At 70.9% G+C, this 24,096-nt stretch carries 23 protein-coding genes; 10 read left to right on the top strand and 13 right to left on the bottom strand.

Going from position 1 to position 24,096, the window contains the following annotated elements; translation table 11 throughout:
* The 10 genes from EFL26_RS01005 to EFL26_RS00960 all read right to left on the bottom strand — a co-directional run bounded on the left by EFL26_RS01005 (window position 1) and on the right by EFL26_RS00960 (window position 12,157).
* Window positions 1-690: an alpha/beta fold hydrolase gene (locus EFL26_RS01005; protein ID WP_123221020.1), complete on the bottom strand. Its 690-nt coding sequence runs from the start codon at window positions 688-690 to the stop codon at window positions 1-3.
* 77 nt (window positions 691-767) lie between these two features.
* Window positions 768-1,910, bottom strand: a complete 1,143-nt coding sequence (locus tag EFL26_RS01000; RefSeq protein ID WP_183407975.1) for a sugar ABC transporter substrate-binding protein — start codon at window positions 1,908-1,910, stop codon at window positions 768-770.
* 62 nt (window positions 1,911-1,972) lie between these two features.
* Entirely contained in the window at window positions 1,973-3,028 is a 1,056-nt protein-coding gene (locus EFL26_RS00995; RefSeq protein ID WP_183407974.1) for an ABC transporter permease, read from the bottom strand.
* Window positions 3,029-3,051: 23 nt separating this feature from the next.
* A complete protein-coding gene (locus tag EFL26_RS00990; RefSeq protein WP_148046594.1) occupies window positions 3,052-4,620 on the bottom strand; it encodes a sugar ABC transporter ATP-binding protein in 1,569 nt (522 codons plus the stop codon).
* 161 nt (window positions 4,621-4,781) lie between these two features.
* A complete protein-coding gene (locus EFL26_RS00985; protein WP_123221016.1) occupies window positions 4,782-6,161 on the bottom strand; it encodes an MFS transporter in 1,380 nt (459 codons plus the stop codon).
* Entirely contained in the window at window positions 6,154-6,972 is an 819-nt protein-coding gene (locus EFL26_RS00980) for a PEP/pyruvate-binding domain-containing protein (RefSeq protein ID WP_123221015.1), read from the bottom strand. The genes EFL26_RS00985 and EFL26_RS00980 overlap by 8 nt, the downstream gene beginning before the upstream one ends.
* Complete coding sequence (locus tag EFL26_RS00975; protein ID WP_123221014.1) at window positions 6,969-8,672, bottom strand: PEP-utilizing enzyme; 1,704 nt, start codon at window positions 8,670-8,672, stop codon at window positions 6,969-6,971. Before EFL26_RS00975 ends, EFL26_RS00980 begins: the two co-directional genes overlap by 4 nt.
* 91 nt (window positions 8,673-8,763) lie before the next feature.
* A complete protein-coding gene (locus tag EFL26_RS00970) occupies window positions 8,764-10,266 on the bottom strand; it encodes a class I adenylate-forming enzyme family protein (protein ID WP_123221013.1) in 1,503 nt (500 codons plus the stop codon).
* Window positions 10,263-11,186 (bottom strand): alpha/beta hydrolase, encoded by a 924-nt coding sequence (locus EFL26_RS00965; protein ID WP_123221012.1) that lies wholly within the window; start codon window positions 11,184-11,186, stop codon window positions 10,263-10,265. Before EFL26_RS00965 ends, EFL26_RS00970 begins: the two co-directional genes overlap by 4 nt.
* Window positions 11,183-12,157, bottom strand: a complete 975-nt coding sequence (locus tag EFL26_RS00960) for an enoyl-CoA hydratase/isomerase family protein (protein ID WP_123221011.1) — start codon at window positions 12,155-12,157, stop codon at window positions 11,183-11,185. Before EFL26_RS00960 ends, EFL26_RS00965 begins: the two co-directional genes overlap by 4 nt.
* A gap of 135 nt (window positions 12,158-12,292) precedes the next feature.
* Here EFL26_RS00960 and EFL26_RS00955 point away from each other — a divergent pair, with 135 nt between their 5' ends.
* Window positions 12,293-13,018 carry a TetR/AcrR family transcriptional regulator gene (locus EFL26_RS00955; protein WP_123221010.1) on the top strand — a complete coding sequence of 242 codons (726 nt, stop codon included), beginning with the start codon at window positions 12,293-12,295 and terminating at the stop codon, window positions 13,016-13,018.
* On the opposite strand, the gene EFL26_RS00950 is transcribed toward EFL26_RS00955, so the two are convergent.
* Window positions 12,964-13,863 (bottom strand): SDR family oxidoreductase, encoded by a 900-nt coding sequence (locus EFL26_RS00950; protein ID WP_123221009.1) that lies wholly within the window; start codon window positions 13,861-13,863, stop codon window positions 12,964-12,966. The two genes, EFL26_RS00955 and EFL26_RS00950, sit on opposite strands and share 55 nt — an antisense overlap.
* A 103-nt stretch (window positions 13,864-13,966) precedes the next feature.
* On the opposite strand from EFL26_RS00950, the gene EFL26_RS00945 reads away from it, so the two are divergent.
* The 7 genes from EFL26_RS00945 to EFL26_RS00915 all read left to right on the top strand — a co-directional run bounded on the left by EFL26_RS00945 (window position 13,967) and on the right by EFL26_RS00915 (window position 19,990).
* Window positions 13,967-14,716 carry a TetR/AcrR family transcriptional regulator gene (locus tag EFL26_RS00945; protein WP_221176788.1) on the top strand — a complete coding sequence of 250 codons (750 nt, stop codon included), beginning with the start codon at window positions 13,967-13,969 and terminating at the stop codon, window positions 14,714-14,716.
* Complete coding sequence (locus EFL26_RS00940) at window positions 14,713-15,426, top strand: SDR family oxidoreductase (RefSeq protein ID WP_123221007.1); 714 nt, start codon at window positions 14,713-14,715, stop codon at window positions 15,424-15,426. The genes EFL26_RS00945 and EFL26_RS00940 overlap by 4 nt, the downstream gene beginning before the upstream one ends.
* A gap of 42 nt (window positions 15,427-15,468) precedes the next feature.
* Window positions 15,469-16,329, top strand: coding sequence for an alpha/beta fold hydrolase (locus tag EFL26_RS00935; RefSeq protein WP_123221006.1), 861 nt, complete (start codon window positions 15,469-15,471; stop codon window positions 16,327-16,329).
* Window positions 16,330-16,488: 159 nt separating this feature from the next.
* Window positions 16,489-17,067, top strand: coding sequence for a TetR/AcrR family transcriptional regulator (locus EFL26_RS00930; RefSeq protein WP_123221005.1), 579 nt, complete (start codon window positions 16,489-16,491; stop codon window positions 17,065-17,067).
* A 98-nt stretch (window positions 17,068-17,165) separates the two neighbouring features.
* Window positions 17,166-18,179, top strand: a complete 1,014-nt coding sequence (locus EFL26_RS00925) for an NADP-dependent oxidoreductase (protein ID WP_123221004.1) — start codon at window positions 17,166-17,168, stop codon at window positions 18,177-18,179.
* Between the two features lie 115 nt (window positions 18,180-18,294).
* The gene (locus EFL26_RS00920) at window positions 18,295-19,140 is read left to right on the top strand and encodes an alpha/beta fold hydrolase (RefSeq protein WP_123221003.1); all 846 of its coding nucleotides are present in this window, start codon (window positions 18,295-18,297) and stop codon (window positions 19,138-19,140) included.
* A complete protein-coding gene (locus EFL26_RS00915; RefSeq protein WP_183407973.1) occupies window positions 19,133-19,990 on the top strand; it encodes an SDR family NAD(P)-dependent oxidoreductase in 858 nt (285 codons plus the stop codon). The genes EFL26_RS00920 and EFL26_RS00915 overlap by 8 nt, the downstream gene beginning before the upstream one ends.
* An 89-nt stretch (window positions 19,991-20,079) precedes the next feature.
* Here the strand turns inward: EFL26_RS00915 and EFL26_RS00910 are convergent, their stop codons facing one another.
* Complete coding sequence (locus EFL26_RS00910) at window positions 20,080-20,805, bottom strand: GntR family transcriptional regulator (RefSeq protein ID WP_123221002.1); 726 nt, start codon at window positions 20,803-20,805, stop codon at window positions 20,080-20,082.
* A 205-nt stretch (window positions 20,806-21,010) separates the two neighbouring features.
* On the opposite strand from EFL26_RS00910, the gene EFL26_RS00905 reads away from it, so the two are divergent.
* Both EFL26_RS00905 and ptsP read left to right on the top strand, forming a co-directional pair.
* Complete coding sequence (locus tag EFL26_RS00905; RefSeq protein ID WP_123221001.1) at window positions 21,011-21,280, top strand: HPr family phosphocarrier protein; 270 nt, start codon at window positions 21,011-21,013, stop codon at window positions 21,278-21,280.
* Window positions 21,270-22,961: a phosphoenolpyruvate--protein phosphotransferase gene (gene ptsP / locus EFL26_RS00900; protein ID WP_123221000.1), complete on the top strand. Its 1,692-nt coding sequence runs from the start codon at window positions 21,270-21,272 to the stop codon at window positions 22,959-22,961. The genes EFL26_RS00905 and ptsP overlap by 11 nt, the downstream gene beginning before the upstream one ends.
* Before the next feature lie 13 nt (window positions 22,962-22,974).
* Here the strand turns inward: ptsP and nagA are convergent, their stop codons facing one another.
* Window positions 22,975-24,096: an N-acetylglucosamine-6-phosphate deacetylase gene (gene nagA / locus EFL26_RS00895; protein ID WP_123220999.1), complete on the bottom strand. Its 1,122-nt coding sequence runs from the start codon at window positions 24,094-24,096 to the stop codon at window positions 22,975-22,977.

Raw genomic sequence — 24,096 nt, 5'->3', positions numbered from 1 at the left:
CTAGACGACGGCGTCGAGGACCGCGGCGAGCTGCTCGGGTGCCGTCACCATCGCCATGTGGCCGGTGTCCAGGTACGCGACGTCGCCACCGACGCGCGCGGCGGACCGCTCCTGGAGCTCCGGCGGGTAGCAGGCGTCCTTGGTCAGCCGGACGTAGGTGCGCGGAACGTCGGTGGACAGGCCGCTCAGGTCGACGGTCTCGGTGAGCAGCGCCGCGGAGTCGTCGACGACGCGGTCGAGCGTCCACTCCGCCTGTTCGGCGTCCATGTCGTTGCACAGCATCGCCCGGGCGGCGTCTCGTCCTTGCGAGTAGACCCCGCCGGCCGTGGCGGCACGCACGGCCTCACGCACGGCCGGGTCGATCTGGTCGAGCACGCAGGTGCCGTCCTCCGGCACGACGGCAGAGAGGAAGACGACGTGCCGCAGCCGAGGCGCGAGCTGGGCCATCACGCGCGGAACCGAGACGCCGGCGAAGGAGTGCGCGACCAGCACGAGGTCGTCGCCGCCGGCAGCGGCCACGTCGTCGAGGATCGCCTGGGCGCAGCCGTCGAGGTCGACCGACGTGATCGGGACGTCGGAGCGCGCACCCCGGCCGGGGAGATCGACCGCGAGCGTCGGGTGTGAGAGGTGGGGCAGCAGCCTGTCCCAGCAGTCGGCGCCCATGCCGGCGCCGTGCACGAGCACGAACATGTGTCTCTCCCGCTCCAGTGGTGTGGGCGGGTCCGGCGCCGGATGAAGACGCCGGACCCGCCCGGTTCAGGGTCTGGTCAGGACTTGCCCCAGAGCTTGGTGAACTGCGCGTCCGTGTCGGTCACGAGCGGGAACGGCTTGGACGTGTCCGCCGGAGCCGTGTCCTTCTTGACCAGCCAGAACTGCGGACCGGTCGCCTCGAGCGGCACGCCCGCCCACTTCCGCGCCAGCGCGTCGATCATCAGGTAGTCGTAGGCGTAGGTGTCGGTCGGGACCAGCGACTCGATCGCCCCGGCCTTGAGGTCGGAGAAGTTCTGCGACCCTCCACCCTGGCCGACGATCTTGACCTTGTCGGCCAGGCCGGCAGCCTTGAGCGCAGCCGGGAGGCCGGAGCCGAGGGCGTCGCTCACCGAGAGCGCGATGTAGTTCACCTTCGGGTGGCTCCGCAGGTACGAGACGATCCGGTCGGGAGCGTCCTTGCCGAGCGAGGTCAGCGGGATGTCGAGGTTGCCCACGGTGCAGGTCGAGCAGTACTTCTTCATGCCCGCCGTGAACGTCTCGCCGACCTTGGCGAGGATCCGGAAGGCCGAGATGTTCACGTACACCGCGTTGGCCTTGCCGCCGCTGTCACTGACGACCTCGGCGGCGAGGTAGTCGCCGATCGGCGCGTTCTGGTCGGACGTGGCGGTGTTGTAGAGGATGCCGCTGCTGCTGCCGGCGGTGGCCAGCGAGCAGCAGGTCACGAACTCGACGCCGGCCTTGTTGGCGTCGGCGATCTGCTTGGCGTAGGCGTCCTTGTCGGCGGCGTTGAGGATCACGGCGTTCGAGCCGTTCCGGATGGCGGACTCGATCGCGCCCTGGACCTTCTCCGGGGAGCCGTCGGTGGCGACCTGGTCGACCGTCCAGCCGAGGTGGGCTGCCGCTGCGGCCAGGATCGGACCCTGGATGGCGCAGGCCTCGACACCACAGCTGACGAAGGTGATCTTCTTGCCGGACGGGATCGGCTTGTCGATCGGCGTGGACACGCTGATCGTGGTCGGCCGCACGGCAGCCTTGGCGACCGTCGCCTTGGCGGCCTTCAGGCCGGCGTCGTCGACGGACGACGACGTGGCGTCGCTCTTGGTGCCGCAGGCGGAGGCGAGCAGCAGGAGGACGACGGCCGAGACGGCCGTGGCCACCCACGTCGCACGCCGTTCGGTGCGAGGGCGATGTGCGGACATGATTCTCACTTTCTGTGTGGGCTTGCAGGTCCCGAGACGCTCGTGGGGGAAGGGCGGCGGCGTCATGCGGGGACCGCTGCGTCGGAGTCGGGCTCGGGCTCGGTCGGGCGTGCGGCGAGCGTCGTACGCCGTTGCAGGCCGGTGACGGTCAGCGCCGCGATCAGCACGACGCCGACGAAGAAGGAGCCGGACCACTGGGGCGCGTTCGCCAGGCCGAGGCCGGTGACGCCGGTGCCCAGCAGCAGTACCGCGATCACCGTGCCGCCGGCGTTGAACCGGCCGTTCTTGAGCTGGGTCGCGCCGAGGAACACCGCCGCGAAGCCCGGCAGCAGGTACGGCGTCCCGGCGGTCGGCGAGCCGCCGCCCAGGATCGAGGCCAGCACGATGCCGGCCGCTCCCGACAGGACCCCGGAGGTGACCAGGCTGGCGAACTGCAGCCGCGCGACCCGTACGCCGGCCAGCCGGGCCGCCTCGGGGTTGAACCCCACCGCGTAGAGCCGGCGTCCGGTCGCGGTGTGCTCGAGGAGGTACCAGATGCCGACCGCGACGACGGCGAAGTAGAGCACCGGCAAGGTGATGCCGACGATCGTCGTCTGGCCGATCTTGGAGAACGCGCCTGCCAGCCTGGCGTCGCTGATCGGGGTGTCGTTGGTGATCCAGGTGACCAGCGCCTGCAGCAGCGAGCCGGTCGCAAGGGTGGCGATGAACGAGTCGATCTTCATGCCCACCACGACCGTCGCGTTGATCAGGCCGACGAGGAGGCCGACGAGGAGGCCGACCACGACCGCCGCCACGAGCGGGACCCCGTCGACCACGAGGTGGGTGACGGCGACGCCGCACAGCGTCATGTTCAGCGCGAACGAGAGGTCGAAGACCCGGGCCGCGAGCGGGATCGTCACCGACAGCGCCGCGAGGCCCGTGATCGCGTTGGCGTTCAGGATCTGCTTGGCGGTGGTCAGGTTCGGGAAGGTGTCGGGAACCCAGATCGAGAACACCGCGATGATCGCCAGCCAGACGTAGACCGCGCCCACCTTGTCGACGGCCAGGCGGGAGATCCACCGCGAGGTGAGGCTCGGGGCTTGCGGGGCCGGGTCGGCATGGCGCCTGGTCGTGGTCACGACTCGCTCCTCGACTTTCGAGCTCATTCGTCTGCTCCTTCGATGGCTCGGATCAGCACGTTCTTGGTCAGCCCCTCGGCCGGCAGCTCCTCGGCCACGACTCCGTCGCGGAGGACGAGGATCCGGGTGCAGAGGGCGAGCAGGTCGCCCTCGTCGGAGGAGGCGACGATCACGGTCAGTCCGTGGGCGGCGAGGTCGGCGATGATCCGGTAGATCGACACGCGGGTACCGATGTCCACACCGGCGGTCGGCTCGCACAGCACCAGGACCTGAGGGTCCCCGGCGAGGCACCGGGCCAGGATCACCTTCTGCTGGTTGCCGCCGCTGAGGGTCGAGATCGGCGCGCCGGGGCCGGCACTGACCAGGCTCAGGCGCTCGCTCCAGGTCTCGACCAGCGTGGCCTCGTCCTTCGCCGACAGGCGCCCGCGGCGGCCGAGGGACCGGAGCGAGGAGAGCGACAGGTTCTCCGCCACGCTGAACTCGGCGACCACGGCCTCGGTCTGCCGGTCGGCCGGGACGAGCGGGATCTCCAGGTCACGCGCCCGCTGCACGTCGTACCAGTCCTCGGAGGTGGCGGGGAGCCGGATCTGGCCGCTGGCGAGAGCGCCGGCCTTCCCGGCCAGGGCGTAGGGCAGCTCGAGCGCCCCTGCTCCGGCGAGCCCTGCGATGCCGACGATCTCTCCTGCTCGGGCCTCCAGGTCGACGCCGCGCAGCCACTTGCCCCGGATGTCCTGGGCCTGCAGCGTCACCGGCTGGTGGCCCTGGGTCACGACCGGTGCGCGGAAGTCCGGGTCCACCTCGTCGCCGACCATCCGGGTGGCCAGGCTGCGCGTGTCCAGGGAGGAGACGTCGTAGGTGCCGACCCGTCGGCCGCCGCGAAGCACCGTGACCCGGTCGGCGAGCGAGAAGATCTCGTCCATCCGGTGCGACACGTAGAGCACGCTGGTCCCGCGGTTTCGCACCTGCTCCACGACCTCGAACAGCCGCTCGACCTCGTCGTGCGGCAGCACCGCGGTCGGCTCGTCCAGCACGAGCACGCCACCGCCGTCCCAGCCCTGGAGGGCCGCGGCGATCGCGACCACGGTGCGTTGCACCGGCGTGGCGGCGGCGAGCGGGCGGTGGATGTCGAGGTCGATGTCGAACGCCGCGAGCACGCGCCGGGTCTCGGCCTCCTGCTGCTTCCAGAGCACGCGTCGGCCGAAGCCGCGCGCGAAACCGCCGTGGAGGGCGAGGTTGTCCTGGGCGCTCAGCTCGAGGATCAGCCCGAGGTCCTGGTGGACGAAGCGGAGGCCGGGCGGCACGGTGCGCCCCGCCTCGAACGGCACGCCGTCCATCTCGGCGGTGGACCCGGGATCCGCGGAGTGGTAGCCGGCGAGGACCTTGATCAGCGTCGACTTGCCGGACCCGTTCTGGCCCATCAGCGCGTGGACCTCGCCGGGGCGGACGTCGACCGAGACGTCGTCGAGGGCCCGCGTGCCGGGGAAGGTCTTCGACAGGTTCCGGACGCTGAGGACCGGTCCCGCCGTGGGGTCCGACCCCGCTCCGTGGGCCCGGTCGCCGGACCGGTCGCGCTGGCGAACGTCCGCAGTCATCAGCGCCACCTCCTCTGACTCGCTTCAAGTTGAGTTGAGTTCACTTCAGGAGAGTGAAGCATGGCGCGCTCTGTGATGGCAACCACACGGGCGGACTTTTTTGAACTGGCTTCAGTTCATTTTGGCTGACAGGGCGGAGCCCCCGCGGGCGGGGCGATCCGTCAGGCCTGGGCCTGGGGAACGCGCCGCGCGACGCCCGGCATCCGGACGGCACAGAGGAGCCCGAGGACCAGCACGCCGAGGAAGATCTCCACCATGTGGTGGTGCTCGGCCAGCACGGCAGCGCGCGAGCCGTGGAGATCGAGGGCGCGGCCGAGGAAGGCGATGCCCGCGACGCCACCGAGGTAGCGCATCGTGGAGCTGACACCGGCGGCCATGCCGCTGCGTGCCGAGGCGACCGCCGAGAGGGAGGCGGTCTGGGCCGCCGGACCGCACAGCCCGAGACCGATGCCGAGCAGCGCGAGCGGAAGGCGAACCTCGCCGGCGGCGCTGAGCGGGACGAGCCGCAGGACGACCAGAGCCGCCAGGCAGATCAGCGATCCCGTCACGGCGAGGGCGCGCGGTCCGGCCCGCTCGGTGAGCCGGCCGGCCCCGAGCGAGGTGAGGACCATGGCGACCATCAGGAAGATGAGGAGCTGGCCGGTCTGCCGGGCGCCGAGGTCGAAGCGCTCCTCGAGCACCAGCGGGACCTCGAAGAGCAGCGCGTACATCACGAGGTTCTGCAGGCAGATCAGCAGGGTGCCGGCGGTGAAGGCGGCCGACGCGAACAGGTCGAACGCGACGACCGGGTCCTCGACCCGGCGTTCGTGCGCGACGAAGGCGGCCAGGGCGACCAGGCCGCCGAGGACCAGCGCGACGGACACGCTCGCGCGCTCCTGGGCGGCGAGCACGAGGAGGACCAGCGTCGTGGTGAGCAGCACCGACCCGAGGACGTCGAACCTGCCGGTCCGGCGTACGTCCACGCCGCGGTCCACCGAGGCGACGAGGATCGCGGCCGCGGCGAGCACCGGCACGTTCGCGACGAACACGGCCTCCCACCCGAACGCGTCCACCAGGACGCCGCCGACGATCGGGCCGAGAGCGGCGGCCAGCGCCATCACGGCGCCGAAGGTGCCGAACGCCCGCCCCCGTCGCTCCAGCGGGAGCGAGACGCGCAGGAGCGCGAGCGTCGCCGGCACGGCGAGCGCGCCTCCCGTCGCCATCAGCACCCGGGCGCCGGCGAGCATCGGCAGGCTGGTCGCCAGGAAGCCGAGGATCGCTCCCGTCGCGACGATGGCCTGCCCGAGCGCGAGGACCCGCCAGTGGCCGAGCCGGTCGCCGAGCTTGCCGCCGGGACTCTGCAGCGCGATCGCCGCGATCAGGTACGTCGCGACCAGTGCCTGGGTCACCGCTGCCGGTCCGTGGCCGACGCTCCGGGCGATCGCGGGCACCGCGACGGCGACCATGGTCGAGTTCAGCGGCATCAGGCTGGCAGTCAGGAAGGCGCCGACCAGCCCGCGGCCGACGTCGTCGGAGGCCGGGACCGCGGCGGCTTCAGCCATGCGTGATCGGACGGCGCTGGAGCAGGTGCAACCGGTCCTCGGTGAAGGCGAACTCGATGTCGTGCTCGGTGGTGCCGAAGACCTCGTCGCAGTGACCCGCGAGCCAGTGCAGGTGCTCCAGCTGCTCCTCGACGAGGCACCACGCCGTGGCCCGGTCGGCCGCTACCGGGGCCTCGGTGACGGTCCCGTCGGGCTGCAGCCACAGCGCGACGTCCTTGTCCCCCGCCCACCGGTCGAGGAGCCGACCGTCGTCCGGGGCGAGCCGGTACTGGTCGGGGCTGACCAGGCCGCTCACCACGGTCTCGCCCAGTCCCCAGCTGGCCTCGATGACCCGCTCGTGCGCCCCGGTCACCGGGTTCTTCGTGAACAGCACGCCCGCCACCTCGGAGGCGATCATCGGCTGGAGGACGACCGCCATCCGGGGCGTCGGGTCCAGCCCGTGCTGGCGGCGATAGGCCAGGGCCGCCTCGTCGGCAGCCGACTCGTGGACCTGGTGGACCGCGTCGACGAGCGCCTCCAGCCCGACGACCCCCAGGACGGTGAGGTGGGTGCCGGCGAACGACGCCTCGGCAGAGTCCTCGCCGATCGCGCTCGACCGGACGGCCCAGGGACCCGCGTCGGTGATGGCGTCGAGCCAGGTGAGCGCGCGGCGGTCACCGTCGACGACCGCGCGCACCGCGGTCCAGTCGAGGGCGAATCCGGTAGGCACCGGCAACCCCGCGGCGAGCGCGGCCGCGAGCTGGGCGGCCTTGCCTCCGAAGGCCCGCGCGTCGGTCGCCAGGGCGAGCGGGGTGAGCGTGGTGGTGGTCACCCGAGGAGATGCACCTCGCCCGTGGTCCCGTCGACCCTCACGCGGTCACCGTCGCGGATCGTTCGGGTCGCGTCGCGGGTGCCGACGATCCCCGGGATGCCGTACTCCCGGGCCACGATCGCGGCATGGCAGAGCTGCCCGCCACGGTCGGTGACGATCGCGCCGAGCATCGGCAGCACCACGTTGAAGTACGGCGACGTCATCCGCGTCACGAGCACGTCGCCCTGGCGGATCCGACCGAAGTCGTCGGAGCTCTCCACCAGCCGGGCCGGGCCTTCGTAGACCCCGGTGTTGACGGCGAGGCCGGTCAGCAGGGTGTCCGTGTTCGGCGTCTCCGGCACGGCGAACAGCGACGCCATGAAGGTGTTCATCGCCGCGGCCGTGCGTCGGGCCGGGCGGGGCAGCCACTCGGCCGGCGGCGGAGGAGCCGGCAGGGCCCGGAGGAAGGGCGGCGCGTCGGACGTGGTCATCGTCGTCCGCCACGCGAACCGCTCGGCCACGTCGGCCGCGCTCGGACCGCCGGCTCCGCCGAGCAGCAGGGCGCGGACCTCGTCGGCGCGCAGGTCCACCGCGTGCTCGGGATCGTTCAGCAGCCCCTTGGCCGTCAGCCGCCGGCCGACCTCGAGCAGCGCCCGGCGGCCCAGGCCCACGGCCCAGCCGTCGCTGTAGACACCACGCTCGTCGCGCAGCCGGTACATCAACCGAACCTCGGCGAGCCGGTCGTCGAAGTCCTCGCGGTGCTCGGCCGGGACCCGTTCGCGCAGCGCCTGCAGGGCGGCGTCGTCGTCGGGCGCAGCGGCCCAGCTGCCCGCGAGACTGGAGCGGAGCGACTCCACGAGGGTGTCGGGCAGCTCGCCGGCCGCCTTGTCGCCCAGGTCGTAGCCGACGCACCGCCAGCGGACCGCCTCGACGTACGCCGAGACCTCGGCGCCGACCTCCGGGTCGGCGGTCAGCTCGGAGAGAATGCTCTCGGAGTCACGAGCCGACGCGAGGACCACCCGGGCCGAGTCCGACGTCGTGAGCGCCTTCGCTGCGGCTTCGAGCTCGTCGGCGGCGAACCCCCGGGACACCGCCGAGCGTCCCCGGAGCAGGGTCATCAGCTCGCCGACCGGCGCGCCCGTCCACGCGATCGCGCCGGCCAGGAAGTCGCCGACGGGGAGGCACGCCGGGATCGTGTACTTGTGGTGCAGGTAGGCCGCGTCGATCGCGTGCTGCACGCACTGGCCGACGTGGTCGGCCAGGCCGGCGTCGGACAGCGCCCCCACGTCGACGGCCTGGATCGCCTGGTGCGACTTGATGGCCGCGGGCTTGTCGACGTCGTCCCAGTTCCTCAGGTCCTCGCGCCAGAGCTTCTCGCGGATGGCTCGCTCGGCGGCCTTGTGCCGACGTCGCATCTCGGGATGGATCCGGCTGACCAGCTGCAGCACCGGCTTGGGCGGCGGCTCCATGGCACCGGCGGGCGCACCCACGGCGACCGGCTGGTTGTAGAAGAAGCCCTGGCTGAAACCGGGCTCGAGATGGGACAGCAGCACGCCGTACCGCGCGGTGCCCTCGGCGAACCCCCTCTTGAAGCCGGTCATGAACGCGTCCTGCGCCAAGGGCGTCATCGGCCTCGCCGAGTGGGTCGTCTCCAGCTCCCACGGCCCCTTGCCGGGCGGTGTGAACGTACGTCCTTGGACCACCGGGTGCTGCTCACTCATGGGACCCCCAGGCTCTCGTCGGAGCACCGAGTGTTCTCCTCGTGTTCACCCGGAGCAACGGGGCGGGATAGACCAGTGGGCCCCGCGTCGGCTACGGGCGATGCCTGAGCACCGGCTCGTCGGCAGGCTCGTTCACGGGAGCGGCTGCGGCGTGCAGGGTGCGCAGTGCCGCCTTGTCGATCTTGCCGACGGCGTTCTTCGGGATGGCGTCCACCGTGAACGTCTCGGTCGGGCGCTTGAACCCGCTGAGGGACTCGACGCACCGCGCCCTCAGCGACGCCGGATCGACCGTTCCACCGGGACGCGGCTGGACGTAGGCGACAACTCGCTCACCCCACGTGTCGTCGGGTACGCCGATCACCGCGACCTCGAGGACGGAGGGATCGGCGGCCAGGACGTCCTCGATCTCCTTGGGGTAGATGTTCTCGCCACCCCGGATGATCATGTCCTTCGTGCGCCCGACCAGCGTGAGGTAGCCGTCCTCGTCGAGATGACCGACGTCGCCGGTGTGCAACCACCCGTCCACGACGACCCGGGCGGTCTCCTCCGGGCGACCGAGGTAGCCACGCATGACGTTCGGACCGCGCACGACGACCTCGCCGCCCTCGCCCGGGGCCAGCTGCCTCCCCGCCCCGTCGACGATGCGGACCTCCTGGCCGCGGAACGCGACTCCGACGGTGCCGGCGCGCCGCGGGCCGGCGACCGGGTTGAGGGTGGACCCGCAGGTCGCCTCCGAGAGCCCGTACCCCTCGATGAGCGGGAACCCGTAGCGGGACTCGAACCGGGCGAGGAGCTCGGCGGGGGCGGGTGCGGCGCCGCACACCGCGAACCGGACCGACGACGTGTCCGGCCGCACCTCGGGAGGAAGGGCCGCCAGCATGTTGAAGATCGTCGGCACGCCGCTGAAGAACGTCGGACGGTGCCGCTCGACGGCGTCGAAGAAGGTGTGCGGGTTGAACCGATCCGCGATGACGACGTTGCCGCCGGCGAGCAGTGGCATCAGGACGCTGACCACGATGCCGTTGACGTGGAAGAGCGGCAGGATCAGCAGGCAGCGATCGTGCAGACCGACCTGCAGTGCCTCGCGACCCATGGCGGCCATGGCGTCGAGGTTTGCGTGGTCGAGCATGACGCCCTTCGGTACGCCGGTCGTACCGCTGGTGTAGATCAGCAGCGCGAGCGCCGAGGGCGCCACGTGGGGCTCCTGGCTCGGCTCCCCCGCGTCATGCAGATCACCCACTGCGAGGGTCGCGACGTGCCCCGTAACTGTGGTGCCGTCCTCCACCACGAGAAGCCGGGCGTCGGAGTCGTCCAGCTGGCGAAGCACCTCGACGTCGGTGAGGCCCGGGTTGACCGGGGTGATCACGGCTCCGACTCGCCATGCCGCGAACAACAGCAGCACGAACTCGAGGCGGTTCGTCAGCTTCAGGGCGACGACGTCACCCGGCCCGATGCCGAGGTCCTCGAGGTGGCACGCGGCCGCCTGCACGCGGCGCAGGAACGCGGCGTTGTCGAGCGACACCGACGCGTCGGACACCGCCGGTCCGTTCGGATCGCGCTCGGCACGCTCGTCGGGCAGCGAAGCGAGGCTCATGACATCTCCCTGGCCTCGACCGGCTCGAGGTGCCTGGAGAGAAACTCGACCTGGTCCCTCACGAGCTCCTCGAACGGGTCGCCGAGGTAGAACTCGAAGTGCCCGGCGTCGTACTGCTTGATCTCGCCGTGGGGGGCGGTGCGCGCGTACTTCAGGGTCTGGGCAGGAGGCGCCACCGTGTCGGTGTTGCTGACGCAGAAGAGGATCGGCATGCGCACGTCCTTGGCAGCGCGCCCCGGCCGATGGCGGACGATCGTCGGGATGACGCGCGCCGCGACCTCGTTGCGGAAGGGCATGCCGGACGGGACGAGAGCCAGGTAGCCCGGGAGCGCGTCGGGCGCGTTCATGAGTGCCTGCGTGCCCGGTGCCCCGGCGAGCGGGATCATCGCCGGCGCACTCCCGCGGAGCTTGGCCACGAGGTCGCGGGCGACCAGCGGCATGACCTTGAACGAGGCAGTCGGGCCGACAGCGAGCGCGGAGGCGAGCCCGTCGGTGAAGGGACATTGGGAGACAGCAGCGCGCAGCTCGGAGTGGCGCGAGGCGATCGTGATCGCGTGACCGCCGCCGAACGAGCTGCCCCAGACCGCGATCCGGGTCCCGTCGAGGTCGTCCCGGGTCTTCACGTGCGCGATGGCGGCGTCCCAGTCGGCGAGCTGGCGCCCGATCGACAACAGCTGCCGTGGTTGACCGCCACTGTCACCGAAGTGACGGTAGGTGAAGGCCAGCGCCGCAATGCCGGCCTCGGCGAAGCGCTCGGCGAAGGCGTCGAGCCGCATCTCGCGCACGGCGCCCAGGCCGTGGCCGAGGATCACCACCGGGGGTGATGCCACTCCGGTCGGCAGGTAGAGCCACGCGGCGCAGGTGCTGTCCCCGGAGGCGAAGGAGACGTCGTGCCGGCTGAAGGTCTGGGTGGCGCTCATCGGGCCACCGCCTCGGCCGTCGACCGGACGTGCGGCACCCGGCCCGACGCGAGCGCCTCTGCGTAGACGCCCGGCGTGTAGAGGGGCAGCTCGCCGGTGGCGTCGGTCGCGTCCATGTAGTCCAGCATCTGCTCCTGGCCGTCGGCCGAGAGGACCGTGGTCAGGAACTCCGCGCGTTCGACGCGCAGACCGTCGGTCAGCGACATCGAGCCGCCGAAGTACACCGCCCGCTTGATGGCGGCCAGCGATTCCTTGGAGCGCGTGCCGAAGTGCTCGGCGAGCTCGACCGCTCGAGCGACGACCTGCTCCGACGGAACGACGTCGTCGACCGCGCCGTTCGCCAGCGCTTCGGCGGGTGTGAACGGCTTGCCCTCGAGGATCGCGACCAGGGACCTGTGCGTGCCGACGAGGCGGGTCAGCCGCTGCGTGCCGCCGCCACCGGGCATGATCCCGAGCAGCACCTCGGGTTGCCCGATGACGATGTCGTCGTCGGCCATCACCCGCAGGTCGTGCGCCCAGGCGAACTCCGCGCCCAGCCCGAGCGCCGAGCCATTGAGCGCGGCCACGTACACGACGCCGCTGCTGTTCATCCGCAGGAAGGTCTGGTGGACCCGCTCGAGGTCGACCGCCGGTCCCAACGGCGTGCGGCTCAGCGCCCCTCCGAGGTGGGCGCGGTCCGCTGCCCTGGCCGCCCGGGCAATGGCGGATGCGCCTCGCCGACCGACCGACGGGACGGCGGCGCCGCCCTCCTGCAACCACCGGACCTCGGCATGACTGACGAAGCGGTCGGGATGCGCGCCGGTGATCACCACGGCACGGACGGCCGGATCACGATCGGCCCGATCCACCAACGCGTCCAGCCGGTCGGCGATGTCCTTGCCGAACAGCTGGTGCGGACCGCCGTGGACACGGGCGACCAGGATGCCGCCCCGGTCCTCGACCTCGAGGGTCCCGCTCGCACGTTCTCTCATGGCTGCTTCCTCCGGGTGAGTTCGGCACGGCCTCCACCGCACTCCTGCTACAATAACGAAGTTATTGCATGCCCACAAGGCCTGAGGGAGAGCCATGCGCCCCGAGCCCGGAAGTCAGGTGGAACGATGAGCCGCATGACAGCCGACCGGACGTCGCCCGAGGGCACGGACGTGCCCGTGCCGGAGCGTCTGATCCGCGCCGCGACGCAGCTGCTCGCGGACGAGGGGCCGGCCGCCCTGAAGGCGCGGACGGTCGCGACGGCGACCGGATTGTCGACCATGGTCGTCTACAGCCACTTCGGCGGCGTCCCGGAGCTCGTTCGCGCGGTCGCGGACCACGGGTTCGAGGAGCTCGGCAGGGCCTTCGCCGAGGCGTCCGTCACCGACGACCCGGTCGCGGATCTCTTCACGATGGCACTGGTCTGCCGCGGCATCGCCCAGGCGAACCCGCACCTCTACGACCTGATGTTCGGGCTCTCGACCAGGGCGTCGTACCGTCCGGCAGCCGTCTCGGACCTCCGCAGCGGGCAGTCGCCGGCTTTCCACGCGGCGTACGCGCACGTGACCGAGGCGTGCCGGCGGCTGGCAGCGTCCGACCGCGTCCGTCCTCGGATGGATGTCGACGCCGTTGCTGCCGGCCTGTGGAGCTACGTGCACGGTTTCATCACCCTCGAGCTCGGGGACCACTTCGCCGGATTCGACGACCCCGTCGCCGAGGTGATGCTCCCGACGGGAGTCGCGCTCACCGTCGGGCTCGGCGATGACCAGAGTCGTGCACGACGATCGCACCAGAAGGCGCTCCGGCGTCATGCCTCGACTGCCGCCGGCTCGGGCGCGGCGACGAGGCCAGGCACGAGCTGATCGTTGCGTCCGAGCGCCGCCACCTCGTCCTCGATCGTGGGGACCCACCGGCCCGCGAAGCGCCGGACCCAGGGCCAGGTGAGACCGGAGTTCAGCGCAGCCTTCGCCCAGCTCGTGACGCCGACGGCACGAGGCACGTAGACCCGCTTCCGTCGGCGCTCGAGACCGTCGACGATCGCGAGGGCGGCTCTGTCGACACTCGTCGTGACGTTCCCGGGATAAGGGAGCTCCTTGCGCAACGCCTGGAACGAGGGCAGGTCCACCTCAGCTCCGCGGACCAGGTCGGTGTCGATCCACGACGGGTGCACGAGGCCGACCGTGATGCCGAGGTGGGCCACCTCCTGCCGGTAGGCGAGTGCGAGCATCTCGACGCCGGACTTGCTGGCACCGTACGACGCCATCGCCGGCAGCGCCAGGAAGGACAGCGCCGAGGCGACCACGGTCACGTGGCCCTGGCTCCGCTGCAGGTGGGGCGTCGCGTACTTGAGGGTCCGGAACACGCCGTTGAGGTTCACGTCGAGCACGCGCTCGAACGCCGCCTCGTCGGCCTGTCGCACGGTGCCATAGGCCACGACGCCGGCGTTCGCGACCACGTGGTCGATGCCGCCCAGGGCCTCCGCGCATCGGTCGATCGCGACACGTAGCGCGGCTCCGTCGCGAACATCGGCTTCGCTCCAGACGGCCGTGGGACCGAGATCCTCGGCGAGGTCGCGCAGACGGTCGGGCTCCAGGCCGATCAGTCCCACCCGTGCGCCTCGAGCGGTGGCGAGCCGCGCGACCTTCTCACCGATGCCGCGCGCCGCCCCGGTGACGACCACCGTCTGGTTCCTCAGGTCCTGATTCATGCGCGGACTATAACTTTGTTATCCCAGCGCGCACAAGAGTCATCGGTCATAGCGCAACCGTCTGCACCTGCACGGTGCCCTCGGGCAGCTCGACTGCTCCGAGGTGCTGCGCATCACCACGTTGAGCCTTGCAAGATTGGCTGTTACCTGTAATATTACGTTTGTCCGGCCATACGGTGCGATGGCTCCGAAGGCACGTAGACCGGTCCAGCAAGTGGAGGAACGCATGGCGCGGTACAGCAACGAGCACAAGGAGGAGACCAGGCGGCGGATCATCGAGGCCGCCGGTCGCCGGCTCAAGCGCGACGGCATCGACGGCTCCGGAATTGCCGCGCTGATGGCCGACGCCGGCCTGACCAACGGCGCCTTCTACGCCCACTTCGGCTCGAAGGACGACCTCGTTGCGAGCGTCGTCCAGGAGGAGCTGCGACGGCAATCGGCGACCCTCAACGGTCTGGCGCCGGGCGTCGCCGGGGTCGAGCAGCTGGTTCGCGGCTACCTGTCGCCGGAGCACCGCGATCACCGTGACGAGGGCTGCCCCTCTGCCGCGCTTCTGGACGAGATCGGGCGTTCGGCAGAACTGACCAAGGACGCCTACACCGCGGGCACGAAGAACTTGGTCGACGAGCTCGCGGAACGCCTCTCCTCCCCCGACGACCCGGAGTCAGCGCACGGGAGGGCGCTGATCCTCTTCACGATGATGGTCGGCACGCTCCAGCTCGCTCGCGCGGTGACCGATCCCGCCCTCTCCGACGAGGCGCTCGCCCAGGGCCTCGACCGGGCCCTCACGTTCCTCGGTGACGCGACCGTCGCCGATTCGTCACGCAACCAGACAACAGGAGAATCCCGATGACCCAGCTAGCCGCCCAGACCGCCCTCGTGACCGGTGCCAACCGCGGGCTGGGACGCGAGTTCGTCCAGCAACTTCTCGACCGCGGCGTCGCGAAGGTGTACGCCGGAGCACGCGACCCCGAGGCGGTCGAGATCCACGACCCGCGCGTCGTACCGCTGCAGCTCGACGTCACCGATTCCGAGTCGGTCGTGCGGGCGGCCGAGGTCGCCGGCGACGTGAGCGTCGTCGTGAACAATGCCGGGGTCTCCCTCGCTGCGCGAGTCCTGGACGACGACACCACGCAGCTCCGGCGTGAGCTGGAGGTGAACCTCTTCGGCCCCTTGGCGGTGACCTCGGCCTTCGCCGACCAGCTGGCCGCACGCTCCGGCGTGGTGGTCAACGTGGCCTCCGTCCTCTCGTGGCTGGCCCTGGGCGGCAGCTACAGCGTGTCCAAGGCAGCCCTGTGGAGCGCAACCGACTCCATGCGCCTCGAGCTCGGTCCTCGGGGAGTCCAGGTCGTCGGTGTGCACATGGGCTACGTCGACACCGACATGACCTCAGGCGTCGACGCGCCGAAGAGCGCGCCGGCGGACGTGGTCCGCCAGGTGCTCGACGGCGTCGAGGCCGGCGCCCTGGAGGTCATCGCCGACGACCTGACCCGTGCCGTGCGCGGCGGCCTTCACCAGCCGGTGGCCGAGCGCTACGCAGCATTCCTTCCCGAAGCCGTCTGACCAACGCACGATCGACGCATCACACCCCACAGGAGATCCATCATGAGCACCACCAGCAACGAGCCCGTCATCACCTCGTACGCCGAGGCACCGGCCCGCACCGTCACCACGGCCGGGGCCACCTACGCCTACCGGGAGCTCGGCCCGAAGGGCGGCATCCCGGTCGTGTTCTTCGTGCACCTCGCCGCGACCCTGGACAACTGGGACCCGCGCATCGTCGACGCGATCGCGAAGAACCGCCACGTCATCACCTTCGACCAGCGCGGTGTCGGCGCCTCGACCGGCAAGGTCCCGGACACGATCGAGGAGGCGGCCGACCACGCCTACGAGTTCATCACCGCGCTCGGGTTCGACAAGATCGACGTCTTCTCCTTCTCGATGGGCGGCATGATCGCCCAGGACCTGGTCGTCAAGCACCCCGACCTGGTTCGCAGGCTCGTCCTGACCGGGACCGGACCGCGTGGCGGCAAGGACATGGACAAGGTCGTCGGCGTCACCTACTGGGACATCCTGCGCGCCACCCTGACCCGCTCGGACCCGAAGGAGTTCCTGTTCTTCAACCGCAACGCCGCCGGCAAGCCCGCCGCGAAGGCGTTCGTCAAGCGCCTCGAGGAGCGCACGACAGACCGCGACAAGCCGATCGGCGTCAGGGCCTTCCGGACGCAGCTGAAGGCGATCCAGAAGTACGGCCGGTCCGCCCCTTCCGACCTCTCCCGCTTCACCCAGCCGACGTTGATCGCCAACGGCGACAACGACCGGATGGTGCCGTCGGTCCTCTCCGAGGACCTCCACCGCCGGATCAAGGGGAGCGAGCTGATCATCTACCCCGACTCCGGCCACGGGGGCATCTTCCAGTACCACGACCAGTTCGCCCCTGTCGCGGCCGCGTTCCTCAGCAACTGACCACGGGAACGGGAGCAGAGGCATCAGCGCCATGTCGTCGAAACCGAAGGCGGGCGTGGAGAACACCTCCGCCATCCCGATCCTCGAAATACCTGTCGATCGCCATACAATGATCGCGGTGCCCGTCTGGGCAGGTTCCCATGCGAACAGGAGCGACCGTTGGCGCGCTACACCAAGGAGCACAAGGAAGCGACGCGAAGGCGGATCATCGAGACCGCGGCCCGTCGCTTCAAGAAGGACGGCATCGACGGCTCCGGCATCGCGATCCTCATGGGCGACGCAGGTCTGACCAACGGGGCCTTCTACGCCCACTTCGACTCCAAGAACGACCTGGTCGCGACCGTGGTCGGCGACGAGGTCAGTCGGCAGGCGAGCGAATTCGCCGAGCTTCCGCCTGGACGAGCGGGGCTGGAGGCGTTCATCAGCTCGTACCTCTCGCGCGCCCACCGCGAGCACCGCGAGGCAGGCTGCCCGTCCGCAGCTCTCCTCGACGAGATCGGGCGGTGCGACAAGGAGACGAAGCGCGCCTACACGAAGGGTGCCAAGGCGATCCTGGACGAGATCTGCGTGCGCCTGGCCCCCCAAGATCCCGACTCGGCGCGCGGCACAGCCCTCGCTCTGTACTCGATGATGGTCGGCACGATGCAGCTCGCGCGTGCACTGTCCGACCGGAAGCTCTCGGACGCCGTGCTTGAGGAAGGCATCCGGTCCGCCCACGCCATGCTTGCCGCGGCCTGAGCCAGCCCCCTTCCCTATTTGTTATTACGGTCGTACTGTGATTGAATAACGAAGTTACCGCATCTACAGGACCGATCGACCCTCAGAAGGTGGTTGGCGTGAAGGCATTCGTCGTCGAGAAGTACGGCAAGGACGGACTGCGGGCCGCCGACGTCCCCGATCCGACGGTCGGCGACCGCGACGTCCTCGTCCGGGTCGCCGCCGCCAGCATCAACCCGCTGGACAAGATGGTTCGCGACGGGGAGTTCAAGCAGCTCCTGAAGTACGAGCGGCCCTTCACCCTCGGCCACGACATGGCCGGCGTCGTGACCCAGGTCGGCGCGAAGGTGCGGGACTTCAGCATCGGTGACGAGGTGTACGCCCGCCCGCGTGACCTCCGCATCGGCACCTTCGCCGAGCTGGTCGCGATCGACGAGGAAGACCTCGCACCCAAGCCCGAATCGCTCACGCCGCACGAGGCAGCGGCGGTCCCGCTGGTTGCCCTCGCCGCGTGGCAGGTCCTCGTGGAGCGCGCTCAGGTGACCCCTGGGCAGAAGGTGCTGATCCACGCCGGCGCCGGCGGGCTCGGGTCGACCGCCATCCAGCTCGCCAAGCACCTCGGCGCCACCGTCGCCACGACCACGGACACCGCCACGGTCGAGCTGGTGCGGACTCTGGGCGCCGACGTCGTCGTGGACTTCACCCGGGACGACTTCTCGCAGGTGTTGTCCGGCTACGACGTCGTGCTGGACTCCCTGGGTGGGCAGAACCTTGCGAAGTCGCTGACCGTGCTCAAGCCCGGCGGCCTCGCCATCGGCGTCGCAGGTCCCCCGGACTCCGGATTCGCCAAGCAGCTGGGCGCCCCAGGCGTCCTTGGCTTGGTCATGAACGCGCTGAGCCGCAAGGTCCGCAAGCAGGCTCGGGCCCTGGGCGTGCGCTACGAGTTCCTGTTCATGCGCGCCAGCGGCGCGCAGCTGCGCGAGCTCGGCGCCCTCTACGACCAGGGCGTGCTACGCCCGGTCGTCGACTCCGTCTTCCCGTTCGACCAGACGCTCGAGGCGATGGCGTACGTCGAACAGGGACGCACCAAGGCGGGCAAGGTCGTCGTCGCGATGCAGCCCGCCAGCTCCTGACCCTCCCGGGGGCTTGTCAAGGGCTCGTCGTGGATCTAATGTCTTACGAACGTAAGTCTACCGATCGTAATATCAAACCGCGGTGACGCACGCCGCCCCGTACCGATGAGGTCAGATGAAGACGAAGACGATGAAGTGGATCAACGTGCCGACCCGCACGATCGACGTAGACGGGGTGCCGTTCGCCTACCGGGACCTCGGACCGGTCGGCGGTGTGCCGGTGGTGTTCCTGCACCACCTGATGGCCGTCCTCGACGACTGGGACCCGAGGGTCATCGACGGGCTTGCTGCCCACCATCGCGTGATCGCGTTCGACAACCGCGGAGTCGGCGCAACCGGTGGATCTGTGCCGGACACCATCGAGGAGATGGGCCGCGACGCCGTTGCCTTCATCAAGGCGATGGGGCTCGAGCAGGTCGACCTGCTGGGATTCTCAATGGGCGGCGGAGTCGCGCAGATGGTCGCCCTGCAGGCGCCCGAGCTGGTGCGACGGATCATCCTCGCGGGCACGGGTCCTCGTGGAGCCGGGGATCTCGACAAGATGAACAAGATCGTGCTCGGCGCCTACGCCAAGTCCGCGCTCATGCTCAAGGACGCCCGGACCTTCCTGTTCTTCCCCCGCGACGCCGAGGGCAAGCAAGCCGCGAAGGACTACTTCCCCCGGCTCAAGGAGCGCACCCAGGGCCGCGACAAGAAGATCTCGCTGCAGGCCCGGCTCGCACAGGTCAAGGCCATCCGGGCAGCCGGCGTCCACGAGCCCGACGACCTCTCGCTCATCACCCAGCCCGTCTTCATCGCCAACGGCGACCACGACCTCATGGTCGCCAGCAGCCACTCGGCCGACATGGCCCGCCGGATCCCGAACTCACGACTGACGATCTACCCGAACTCCGGCCACGGCGGCATCTTCCAGCACCACCGCGAGTTCGTCGCCGAAGCCCTCGAGTTCCTCGGTGAGTGAGCGCACGGGCACCTCGATCGCCGGGAAGGTCGCCCTCGTCACCGGCGGCGCGCGTGGCCTCGGAGCCGCCACTGCGCGGTCCATGAGCGCCGCGGGCGCCCGGGTGTTCGTCCTCGACCGGCATCACCCGGATCCCGCCGCGCAGCTCGACGAGCGGATCAGCTTCCTGGTCGGGGACGTCACCGACCTGGACTCCATGACCCAGGCTGTCGAGACCATCAGCCGCGAGGCCGGGCGACTGGACATCGTGATCGCCAATGCCGGCGTCGTCGCACGTGGCGCCACGCTCCGGGTCTCGTCGCCGGCAACGGTCGACCGGCTCTTCGACGTGAACGTGGCGGGCGCGCTGAACACGGTGCGCGCTGCCCTCCCGGCCCTTGTCGAGAGCCGGGGTCGGCTCGTGCTGATCTCCTCGGTGTTCGCCTTCGTCAACGGGGCCGGCACCATCCCGTATGCGATGAGCAAGGCCGCCGTCGAGCAGCTCGGCCGCGGGCTGCGTGTCGAGCTCGCACGTCATGGCATCAGCGTCACCACGGCGTACTTCGCGATGATCAACACCGACATGATCCGCCAGAGCGTCGACGAGGACCCGGCAGCCCAGGCACTCCTCGACACCCAACCGCGGTTCCTGCGCAAGCGGATCAGCCCCGAGGAAGCGGCCGGAGCAATCGTCGGTGGCCTGCGTCGAAGGAGGCCCCGGGTGTTCCGCCCACGGAGGTGGGCCGGGGTCTCCGGGTTACGCGGGCTCCTGGCCCCGTCCCTGGACTCGCAGCTCGCTCGGGACGTCAACGTCCAGGACATCCTCGGACGCCTCGACGCGCGCGAGGGCGAGGACCTCCTCACGTCCTGAGTCGGAACGTGGTGGAGTTCCGCTTCACCGTGGGAAGCCGAGGGTCAGGCGGCTGGTTCGCGCCCCCGTGCTCGAGGGCATCAGGGCGACTACTGCGTGAGGGACATCTGCAGCTCGTACCGGTCCGAGCGGTACCAGGACTGGGCGTGCTCCAGTGGGGTGTCCTGGTGGTAGCCGACCCGGTCGAACCTCAGGACCGGAGACCCGGGGCGGATCCCGAGCACGGTGGCGACGACGTCGTCCGCCTCGGCTGCGCGCACGGTCTGCTCAGCCCGGTCGACCGGCTTCTGGTAGCGCTGCTCGAGGGCCTGGTAGATCGAGGCGTGCAGGTCCAGCTGGTCGAGGCCCGGAAGCTCGATGAGGTTGTACCAGGCGTCGTCGACCGAGATCGGGGCGTTGTCCGCGAGCCGAAGGCGGCGTAGGTGCAGGGCCTGGTCGCGTGACCGCAGGCCGAGGTTGACCACGGTGACCGGCGGCGGCACGGCGGTCTCGGCCAGGAGGACCACGGTCGTAGGCGTGAGCCCGAGCCGCCGCATGTCTTCGTGGAACGACGCCAGGTGGAGCTGGGAGCGGGCGTGTGGCTCGGCGACGAACGTGCCCTTCCCGTGGATCCGGACCAGCATCCCTTCGGTGACGAGCTGGCCCACCGCATCGCGCACCGTCGTCCGGCTCACTCCGTAGAGGTCGCACAGCTGCCGCTCGGACGGCAGCGCGTCGCCGGGCGAGAGGGAGGTGCGGCACATCTCCGCCAGCCGTGCGCGGAGCTGCTCGTGCTTGGCGACAGCTCCGTCGCGCAGCGCGTGTGGCGCCACCATCAGTCAAACTCCTTCGGTACGTCGGCTCCACCATCCTTGCACGGTGGTCATGACCACCGTGCGCAGACGCGCCCGCACGGAGCTGGAATCCCCGGCCCGGCGAGGGCTTGGGGCCTTGACAAGCTGCAGCGTCTCCCGGAATGCTTCTTCAACTGGTCATGACCAGTTGGGTCGACCGAACCGAGCCCCAGGAGAGCGCAGGACCATGCACGAGAGACGGACCACCATCGGATCGCGCGTCGGACTGCACGCCCGGCCGGCCGCGACGTTCGCACGCGCAGCTGCCGAGGCCGGGATCCCGGTGACGATCGCAGCGGGCGACAGGGGGCCGGTGCCCGCCGCGAGCATGCTGTCGGTGATGACCCTCGGCGTCGAGTTCGGCCAGGAGGTCGTCCTCGCCGCAGAAGGGCCGGGCGCCGAGGAGGCGCTCGAGGCTCTCGTGCTCCTGCTGGAGTCGGACCTCGATGCCCACTGACGTGGCCGCCCGCGAGCTCGTCGGCCGTGGAGTCAGCGCCGGCCTGGTGTGCGCTCCGGTCCTGCGGCTCGTCCCGACCGCCGCGACACACCCCGGAGACGGGCCCGACACCGGCACTCCCGAGGAGCGGCTGTCACGGATCGTCGCCGCGCTCGACGCGGTGGCGCACGACATGGAGGCACGGGTCGCCGGCGCGCCGCCCGCGGCGGTCGAGGTGCTGCAGATGACCGCGGAGCTGGCCCGCGACCCCGCACTCGCCTCCGCCGCAGAGTCGCACCTACGCAGCGGGTGCAGCGCCGAGGGCGCGCTCGACGCCGCCGTGGAGGACTTCTGCGCGCAGCTCGACGCGCTCGGAGGCTACCTGGCCGAGAGGGTCTCGGACCTGCGCGACGTCCGCGACCGCGCGACCGCACACCTGCGCGGGGACGCGCAGCCGGTCGTGCCGAGTCCGGGGTACCCGTACATCCTCGCGGCACGAGACCTGTCGCCGGCCGACACTGCGACGCTGGGCGAGTCCGACGTCGTCGGCATCCTGACCGAGGAAGGCGGTCCGACGAGCCACACCGCCATCCTCGCCAGGTCCCTGGGCCTGCCGGCGGTGGTGGCGTGCGACCGAGCGGCCGCCATCCCTGACGGCACCGTCGTCGTCCTCGACGGCTCGACGGGCCTGGTCGAGCTCGAGCCCGACGAGGAGCGACGCGAGGCGGTGCGTCGTGAGCTGGCTGCTCCCGCCAGACCCACCGCCACCGGGCCGGGGCGCACGCGCGACGGCCACCCGGTCGGGCTTCTCGCCAACATCGGCACCGTGGCCGACGCCGAGCGCGCCGCGTCGTACGACGGGGAGGGAGTCGGTCTGTTCCGGACCGAGTTCCTCTTCCTGAACCGTGCCGACCGGCCCGATGTCGCCGAGCAGACCGCGATCTACACGCGGGTCTTCGAGCTGTTCGGTGGCCGTCCGGTCACGGTGCGCACGCTCGACGCGGGATCCGACAAGCCGATCGCCTTCCTGCAGCTGCAGCCCGAGGAGAACCCCGCGCTCGGGGTCAGAGGCATTCGCCTGGCGACGACCGACCGGGCCCACCTGGTCGACCAGCTCACGGCCCTCGGCCACGCCCAACGGGCGACCGCGGTCCGGCTCAAGGTCATGGCGCCGATGGTCTCGACGGCCGAGGAGGCGCGGGACTTCGTCCTGACGGCCAGGGCGGCCGGCCTGACCGAGGTCGGCGTGATGGTCGAGGTGCCTGCCGCCGCGCTTCGTGCGACCGACCTCCTCGCAGAGGTGGACTTCGTCAGCATCGGCACCAACGACCTGTCCCAGTACACGTTCGCCGCAGACCGGATGGTCTCCGGCCTCGGGAATCTCCTCGATCCGTGGCAGCCGGCCCTCCTCGATCTGGTCGCCACGGTCGGTTCGGCGGCCCAGGCGGTGGCGAAGCCCGTCGGCGTGTGTGGCGAGGCTGCCGCCGACCCGCTGTTCGCGGCCGTGCTGGTCGGACTGGGCATCACCAGCCTCTCGATGGCGGCGCCCGCCCTGCAGGGAGTCCGCGATCAGCTCGCCGTCCTGCCCCGGTCGCTGTGCCAGGAGATGGCGTCGGCGGCGCGACAGGCGACGAGTGCCGGCGCTGCACGCGAGGCTGCGCTCGGGCTGGCCGAGTCCGTACGCCGGCTCGCCGACGCCTGAGCCGGGCGCGGCCTCACTCGACCCAACGGCCGCGGTGGAGCACGCCCCGGACGTCGAGGTGGTCGTCGAGCACGACGGCGTCGGCGTGGAACCCGGGGCGCAGCGCACCCACCCGGTCCAGGCCCAGCATCGACGCCGGTGTCGCGGAGGCCGCGCGCACCGCGTCCTCGATGGAGAGCCCGGCGACCTGGACGGCGTACTTGAGCGCCGCCGCCACCGTGAGCGTCGAGCCGGCGATGGCGCCACCGTCGGCCAGTCTGGCGACGCCGCCGCGCACCTCCACGGTCAGCCGGCCGAGCTGGTAGTCGCCGTCGGCTGCGGCTGCTGCCGCCATCGCGTCCGAGACCAGGACCGTGAGGTGCGGCTTGGCATGTGCGGCCAGGCGCAGCGCCGCGGGATGCACGTGGACCCCGTCGGCGACGAGCTCGACATAGGCGTCGGGATGCTCGAGCAGGGCCGCGATCGGCCCGGGCTCGCGGTGATGCAGGCTGCGCATGGCATTGAACAGGTGTGTGCCCACGGAGGCGCCCGCGTCGAGTGCGGCACGCGCGACCTCGTAGGTCGCGTCGGTGTGCCCGATCGCGGTGACGACGCCTGCGGCCGTCAGCTGCCGGATGGCGTCCAGTCCTCCGGGAAGCTCCGGGGCCAGCGTGACCATGCGCAGACGCCCGTCCCCGGCGTCGACGAGCGCGTCGACATCGGCCGGCTTGGGGTCACTCAGGAGCGCGGGGTCGTGCGCGCCGGCATGTCGCGGGCTCAACCAGGGGCCCTCGAGATGGATGCCGGCGAGCAGGCCGTCGTCGACCAGCGCGGACAGCTCGCGCACCCGCCGTACCAGCGCGTCAGGGCGGTCGCTGACCAGGCTGGCCATCATCGAGGTGGTGCCGTGCGTGCGGTGGGTCTCCGCCACGGTCGCCGCAGCACCCTGCGTGCCGGTGTCGAACGACGCGCCCCCGCCGCCGTGCGCGTGGGCGTCGACGAAGCCCGGGACCACCGTCGCCCACGGCAGCTCGACGTCAGCCGGGCGCGGTGGCGCGCCTGGCCCGACGTCCGCGATCCGGGTTCCCTCGACAAGGAGCCACCCCGGCGCGAAGACTCGCGCCGGGGTGACCACCCGTGATGCCGTCAGGAGCAC

Source organism: Nocardioides pocheonensis, from assembly GCF_003725535.1.
In the GTDB taxonomy this organism is placed as follows: Bacteria; Actinomycetota; Actinomycetes; order Propionibacteriales; family Nocardioidaceae; genus Marmoricola; species Marmoricola pocheonensis.
This window is presented reverse-complemented; position numbering and strand designations above follow the sequence as displayed.